This window comes from Streptomyces sp. NPDC005784 (assembly GCF_042871525.1).
Taxonomy (GTDB): domain Bacteria; phylum Actinomycetota; class Actinomycetes; order Streptomycetales; family Streptomycetaceae; genus Streptomyces.
This window is the reverse complement of the sequence record NZ_JBIAIQ010000008.1, coordinates 279,487-286,532: the sequence shown is the minus strand read 5'-3', so window position 1 is coordinate 286,532 and position 7,046 is coordinate 279,487. Positions and strand designations below refer to the sequence as shown.

At 71.0% G+C, this 7,046-nt stretch carries 4 protein-coding genes and 1 pseudogene; 2 read left to right on the top strand and 3 right to left on the bottom strand.

Features of this window, described 5'->3' with window-relative positions; all coding sequences use genetic code 11:
- The 3 genes and pseudogenes from ACFYR3_RS16940 to ACFYR3_RS16930 all read right to left on the bottom strand — a co-directional run.
- Positions 1–836 (bottom strand): alpha-amylase family glycosyl hydrolase (locus ACFYR3_RS16940; RefSeq protein ID WP_389283585.1); only part of this gene is annotated, 836 nt, incomplete at its 3' end.
- Positions 823–2,835 (bottom strand): alpha-1,4-glucan--maltose-1-phosphate maltosyltransferase, encoded by a 2,013-nt coding sequence (locus ACFYR3_RS16935; RefSeq protein WP_389283583.1) that lies wholly within the window; start codon positions 2,833–2,835, stop codon positions 823–825. The genes ACFYR3_RS16940 and ACFYR3_RS16935, both read right to left, overlap by 14 nt.
- A gap of 100 nt (positions 2,836–2,935) precedes the next feature.
- Positions 2,936–3,127 (bottom strand): annotated as a pseudogene (locus tag ACFYR3_RS16930) (DUF5133 domain-containing protein); the annotation flags it as partial.
- A gap of 304 nt (positions 3,128–3,431) precedes the next feature.
- Here ACFYR3_RS16930 and ACFYR3_RS16925 point away from each other — a divergent pair.
- Together ACFYR3_RS16925 and ACFYR3_RS16920 are read left to right on the top strand one after the other, a co-directional pair.
- On the top strand, positions 3,432–3,947 hold the full coding sequence (locus ACFYR3_RS16925) for a pep a2 (RefSeq protein WP_355858979.1): 516 nt from the start codon (positions 3,432–3,434) through the stop codon (positions 3,945–3,947).
- Between the two features lie 351 nt (positions 3,948–4,298).
- Positions 4,299–6,899 carry an ATP-binding protein gene (locus tag ACFYR3_RS16920; protein ID WP_389283581.1) on the top strand — a complete coding sequence of 867 codons (2,601 nt, stop codon included), beginning with the start codon at positions 4,299–4,301 and terminating at the stop codon, positions 6,897–6,899.
- Positions 6,900–7,046: the final 147 nt, after the last annotated feature.

Genomic DNA, 7,046 nt, shown 5'->3' with positions numbered 1-7,046 from the left:
CCGCCGGAGGGGAAGTCGCCGAAGTAGTCGACGACGTCCTCGGGCCACTGGTTCGCCTCGGCCAGCAGCACCGTGTCCGGATAGTGCGTGTCGATGTCGACCCGGAGCCGCTTCAGGAACTGATGGGTCGCAGGAAGGTTTTCGCAGTTCGTTCCCTCCTCCTGGTAGAGGTAGGGGACCGCGTCGAGCCGGAAGCCGTCGATGCCGAGGTCCAGCCAGAACCGGAGGGCCGCCAGGATGTCTTCCTGGACGGCCGGGTTCTCGTAGTTGAGGTCGGGCTGGTGGGAGAAGAAGCGGTGCCAGTAGTACTGCTTGCGGACCGGGTCGAAGGTCCAGTTGGAGGCCTCGGTGTCGACGAAGATGATCCGGGCGTCCTGGTACTGCTTGTCGTCGTCGGCCCAGACGTAGTAGTCGCCGTAGGGTCCGTCGGGGTTGGCGCGGGACTCCTGGAACCACGGGTGCTGGTCGCTGGTGTGGTTCATGACGAAGTCGATGATGACGCGCATGCCGCGCTGGTGGGCGGCGTCGACGAATTCGACGAAGTCGGCGAGGTCGCCGAACTCGGGGAGGACGGCGGTGTAGTCGGAGACGTCGTAGCCGCCGTCGCGGAGCGGGGACTTGAAGAAGGGGGGCAGCCACAGGCAGTCGACGCCCAGCCATTGGAGGTAGTCGAGTTTCGCGGTCAGGCCCTTGAGGTCGCCGATGCCGTCGCCGTCGCTGTCCTGGAAGGAGCGGACCAGGACCTCGTAGAAGACGGCGCGTTTGAACCACTCGGGATCGCGGTCCTTGGCCGGGGTGTCCTCGAACGTGTCCGGGACGGGCTCATTGACCATCATGCGGGGACCCTCCGATCCGCGGTGCCGGGCCGACAGTGAGCACATGTGCACCGCCCGGACCCAGGCGCACAAAGTTGGACCTGCCCCAGTTGTAGGTCTCGCCGGTGAGCTCATCGCGCACCGGCACGCGCGCGTCGTCGCTCAGAGCGAGTCGCGGCATGTCCAAGGACACTGTGGCTTGCCGGGTGTGGTGGGGGTCCAGGTTCGCCACGACCACCACCGTGTCGTCACCCGAACGCTTGCTGTACGCGATGACGGCATCGTTGTCCGCCTGATGGAATTGAAGGTTCCGTATTTCGCGCAGGGCTCTGTGGTCCCGCCTGATCCGGTTCAGCCCGGTGATCAGCGGGGCGATCGTACGGCCCTCGGGCTCGGCGGCCGCCCAGTCGCGCGGGCGCAGCTGGTACTTCTCGGAGTGCAGGTACTCCTCGCCGCCCTGCTTCGCGGGGGCGTTCTCGCACAGCTCGTATCCGGCGTACATCCCCCACGCCGGCGAGAGCGTGGCGGCGAGGACGGCGCGGAGCTCGAAGGCAGGCCGGCCGCCCTGCTGGAGGAACTCGTGCAGGATGTCGGGGGTGTTGACGAAGAAGTTGGGCCGCATGCAGGCGGCCGAGTCACCGGACAGCTCGGTGAGGTACTCCGTCAGCTCCTGCTTGGTGTTGCGCCAGGTGAAGTAGGTGTACGACTGCTGGAAGCCGACCTCGGCGAGCCGCCGCACGATCGCGGGCCGGGTGAAGGCCTCGGCGAGGAAGATGACGTCGGGGTCGGTTCCGTTGATGTCCGCGATCACCTGCTCCCAGAAGACCACCGGTTTGGTGTGCGGGTTGTCGACGCGGAAGATCCGTACGCCGTGGTCCATCCAGAAGCGCAGTACCCGTACGGTCTCGCGGACCAGGCCCGGCATGTCCTGGTCGAAGGCGATCGGGTAGATGTCCTGGTACTTCTTCGGCGGGTTCTCCGCGTAGGCGATCGTGCCGTCCGGGCGGTGGTGGAACCACTCCGGATGCTTCTCCACCCACGGGTGGTCCGGGGAGCACTGGAGCGCGAAGTCGAGCGCGATCTCCAGGTCGAGGGACGCGGCCCGGCGCACGAAGGCGTCGAAGTCGTCGATGGTGCCCAGGTCCGGGTGGATCGCGTCGTGGCCGCCCTCGGGGGAGCCGATGGCCCAGGGCACGCCGACGTCCTGCGGTGTCGCCGACAGGCTGTTGTCGGGGCCCTTGCGGAAGGTCGTACCGATCGGATGGATGGGCGGGAGGTAGACGACGTCGAAGCCCATCTCCGCGATCGCGGGCAGGCGTTCGGCGGCCGTACGGAACGTGCCGTGCACCGGCGGATCCAGCGGTCCGCCCCGACCGCTCCGACCGCTCTCCGAGCGCGGGAAGAACTCGTACCAGGAACCGAACAGCGCCCGCTCCCGCTCCACGAGGAGCGGCAACGGCAGTGAACGGGTGAGCCGTTCACGCAGCGGATGCTCCGCGAGAGTGGCCGCCACTTCGGGGGCCAGAGCCGCCGCGAGCCGGTCGGCCGGGGCCCGGGAGTCGTCGCGCAGGGCGTCCGCGGCGGCCAGCACGGTGTCCCGGCCGACCCCCTCGGGCACCCCGGCGGCGGCCCGCTCGTGGAGTACCGCGCCCTCCTCCAGGACAAGACCGAGGTCGATCCCGGCCGGGATCTTGACCTCGGCGGCGCGCCGCCACCCGGTCACCGGGTCGCTCCACACCTCCACCAGGTAGGTCCAGTGGCCCATTTCCGACGGAGTGACACGGGCGCCCCAGCGGTCGCTTCCAGGGACCAGTTCACGCATCGGCGTCCACGGGCCGGGACGGCCGCTCGGATCACACAGGACGACATTGGCGCCGACCGCGTCATGACCCTCGCCGAAGACGGTGGCGGTGACCTGGAAGGTCTCGCCCACAACCGCTTTGGCCGGCCGTCTGCCGCATTCGACGACCGGCCGCACATCCATGACGGGTATGCGACCGGTGTCCGTGTTCGCGTCCATGCGTTTCGCCTCCGCGGTTCTGGGCCCCAGTCGTCGTTGCCGCGAAAGGCCCTTTCGGTGCGGTCCTCGGGACCGTCGTTCAGATCCGTGCCGGAACGTCCTGCAGATAGACCTCGGCGGCGTTCGCCGCCTCCCGCGCGCAGCGCTTCCCCATCAGGACGCACAGGGTGTATCCGGTGTTCTCGAAGTTCCCCCGCACCACGCGGTCGGCGGGAGTCGCGAGAAGCAGGCGTTCCCATGCCCGGTAGCGCTCCAGATGCCTGGCGACCTCGGCTTTGGCAGGCAGCAGCATCACGCTGGTCACCTTCCCGATCTCTCGATCGCGCACGGCTCGCCTGGCCGGCGAGTGAGGGCCGTACGCGAAGGGGAGCCGCCCCGTCACGGAGCGACACCCTCACTCATGGTGCCTGCACTGCGACCGAGCGTCTTGTTGGTTCTTCAACGACATTGCCGGTGTTCTCGTGTTGCACGAATGGAGTAGCCCTCTCATTCTGAAGGTGACTCAGGAGCGATCAGTGCTCACGCTTCGTACTCGGGGCTCGGTCCCGCAGGGGGCGAGGAGGAGCGAGAGCTTCGCCGGTGAGGAGCCAACGACGATGAAAGCCGCAGTTCCCTGCTACTACCACCTCGACGTGGAGCTCAGCCAGGAAAAGGTCGGACAGGTCAGGCGAATCCTGGCCGCGCACCTCCGGTACTGGAACCTGGAGAATCTCGTCGATTCCGTCTGCCACTGCGCGGAAGCGCTGCTCCGCACGATCGAGCAGCACGCCGCCGACAAGAACACGACCATCGAGATGTGGTGGAACGGCCAGCACCTCATCGCCGCCGTCTCGGACAACAGCCAGGACATCCGCCCGCACAACGCGCCGCAGGGATGTCTCGCCCAGATCGCCGCCCTGAGCGACGGCTGGGGCTGCTGTGCCACGGACGTCGGCGGGAAGATCATCTGGTTCTCATGGCGGGCCCGCGCCGCCGAACACGCCCCGCTGGAACCGCCCGTGCCGGCGCCCAGCCTGCGCGAGGCGCGCCTGACGCCCCGGTACGCGGTGCTGCCGGAACCCGCGCTCGCCGCAGCCCGCGACGAGATCGAGTCGGTCGCCGCCCGCGGGTGACCGGTCGGCGGACCAGGCCGTGATCCTCGTACGGTCATCACGTGCGCACCTGGAACCGGCGCCCCTTCCCACAGGGCGTGACCCACAACGGCGAAGGAATCGACTTCGCCCGGTTCACCCAAGTCGCCGAGCGCGTCGATCTCGCACCGATCGACGCGCTCGGCGACGTCCGGACGGTCCCGCCCGCCGCGGTCGGCGGCTTCGTGCGAGACCGCCGCCTCCCGGGCTCGGCCCCGGGCAGAGCTGCGGCCACCGGGCGCACGGTCCCTGGGACCGGGCCCGACCGACCGCCCCTGTCGGCGAGTTCACCGACGCCGCACCCGCCGGGGCGACGCGTGCCAGAATTGCGGGGTGGATCGGGGGATCCTCGAACGGGACCTTGAACTCGCTCGACTGGCTGCCGTGGCGCGCGAGGCGGCCGACGGCGCCGGGTCCGTGGCGCTCGTCTTCGGCGAGGCAGGCATCGGCAAGTCCAGCCTGGTCAAGGCCTTGCCCGGGGTGCTGCCCGGAGAGGCGCCGCTGCTGGTCGGAGCGTGCGACGACCTCACGACGCGACGCCCGCTCGGCCCGTTCCGCGACCTCGTCGGCGGCGTCGGAGCGGATCTGGCCCGTGCGCTCACCGAGGGCGGCGACCGCCATCGGGTGTACGACGCCCTGCGCGCCGAGCTGAGATGCGCGCCGCATCCCGTCGTACTCGTCGTCGAGGACGTGCACTGGGCCGACGAGGCGTCGCTGGACGCCCTGCGCTTCCTCGTCCGCCGGGTGGAGAGGCTCCCGGCGGTGCTCGTCCTGACCTACCGCGACGACGAGTTGGACCGGGAACACCCGCTGCGCCATCTGCTCGGCCAGGTCTCCCGGGCCGAGCGTGTGCACCGGCTACCGCTCGAACGGCTCTCCGCGGCGGCGGTCCACCGACTGAGCGCGGCCGGCGGACTGGATCCCGCCCAGGTCTACGAAGTCACCTCGGGCAACCCGTTCTTCGTGGCCGAGGTGGTGGCGGCAGGTGGCACCGGGGGCGTACCGCCGACGGTCGTTGACGCCGTGCTGGCCCGGCTCGGGGGACTGGACGACGTCACCCGGGACGCGCTGGAGCAGTTGGCCGTGGTGCCGTCCGCCGTCGAACGACCGTTGACCGACGTGCTGTTGCCCGGAGGGACGGCTGTGCTGGCGGCCGCCGAACAACGCGGCCTCCTGGTGGTCACCCCCCAACGGGCCTGCTTCCGGCATGAGTTGATCCGCCGCGCCATTGCCGACTCGCTGCCCGCCGCACGGCGGATCGAGCTCAACCGGCGGGTGCTCGCCGCGCTCGTCGCGGCGCCGGACTCCGACGCCTCCCGGATCGTCCACCACGCGGCGGAGGCGGGGGACGCCGGGGCCGTCGCCCAGTACGGTCCGGGCGCCGCCCGTGACGCGTCCCGCGCGGGCGCCCATCGCGAGGCGGCCGCCCATCTGCGCCTCGTACTGGAGCGGGGCGAGCTGTTCGGCCCGGCCGAACGCGCCGGTCTCCTGGAGCGGTTCGCGATCGAGAGCTACACCATCGCCGACTGCGCGGCCGCCGTCCGTGCCGAGCGGGAGGCGGTCGCGCTGCGCAGGTCGCTCGGGGACACCCGGGCGTTGGGCGCCGATCTGCGCTGGCTGTCGCGCATCCACTGGTGGGCCGGGGACGCCGGGCAGGCGCGCGCGGCCGCGCGGGAGGCCATCGCCGTCCTGGAGGGGGCGGGCGACGACCGGCTCCTCGCGCTCGCCCTCAGCAACACCTCCCAGCTGCACATGCTGTCCGACCGGCACACGCAGGCCGTCGCCTTCGGTGAGCGTGCCATCGAACTGGCCCGCCGGGCCGGGGACGTGGAGATCCTCGCGCACGCCCTCAACAATGTCGGGACCGCCCGCTGGCGGGCCGGAGACCCGCTGGGCCGGGCCCAGTTGGAGGAGAGTCTCAAGGTGGCCCTCGGGGTGGGCGAGGTCGAACACGCCTGCCGGGCGTACGCCAACATCATCTGGTCCCTGCTGGAGAACCTGGAGTACGCCGAGGCGGACCGCTTCCTCGTCCCGGCCATGAGACTGGCGGACCGCGCCGAACACCTCGGCTTCCTCAGCTACTTCAACGTCGAGCTGGCGCTGCGCCGGTTCGCCGCCGGCGACTGGGGCGAGGCCGAGAAGTACGCCGAGTTCGGCGTGCACGACTTCGCGCCCGCCCGCTGCCCCGCGCTCACCGTGCTGGGCCGGGTGCGCGTTCGGCGCGGCACCGACGGGGCGGACGAACTGCTCGCGCGGGCCGGGGAGATCGCGGAGCGCAGCGCGGAGCTCCAGCGCACCGCCCCGGTGGCGGCGGCACGGGCGGAGTCGGCGTGGCTGCGCGGTGAACCCGACGCCGTCGTCGCGGCGGCGGGGCCCGTGTACGAGGAGGCCTGCCGGCTGGCCGCGGTCAACTACCGCGCCGAGCTGGGCTACTGGCTCGCCAAGGCCGGACAGTCCGTTGCCGCGGATTCGTCCGGCCATCCGTACGCGCTCCAGGCCGCGGGTGCCGGACGGGCGGCGGCGCACGCCTGGCAGGCCGCCGGGTGCCCGTACGAGAATGCCGCCGCGCTCGCCGAGAGCCCCGACCCGGACGACAAACTCGCCGCCCTCGCCGTACTGGACACCCTCGGCGCGGGTCCGCTCGCCCGGCTGGTCCGCGCGGAGCTGCGCGCGCTGGGCCTGCGCCGGATCCCGCGCGGCCCGCTCGCGGTGACCCGGGGGAATCCCGCCGGTCTCACCGAACGGCAGGTCCAGGTCATGCGGCTGCTGGCACAGGGGCTGACCAACGGCGAGATCGCCGAACGCCTGGTCGTCTCGGTGCGCACGGTCGACCATCATGTCTCCGCCGTCCTGGACAAACTCGGCGTAGACACCCGGCGGCAGGCCGCTTCCCGCGCCGTGGAGCTGGGCCTGCTGCCCGCCGCCGAAATGTAGGCACCCCAGGTCGCCGAGCTGGGTGGGTGCCACGGATGTACGCTGGTCATGAATCGGGCTAGAACGGGCACATCGGACCCATCGGCGGGGACCGGCCCGGGGCCCGTGTGCCGGGACCTGGGGCGGTCTCCAGATACGGGGATGCAC

Excerpts from the sequence above, each read along its gene's own strand:
- ACFYR3_RS16935 (WP_389283583.1), bottom strand. The coding sequence starts at position 2,835 with ATGGACGCGAACACGGACACCGGTCGCATACCCGTCATGGATGTGCGG.
- ACFYR3_RS16925 (WP_355858979.1), top strand. The coding sequence starts at position 3,432 with ATGAAAGCCGCAGTTCCCTGCTACTACCACCTCGACGTGGAGCTCAGC.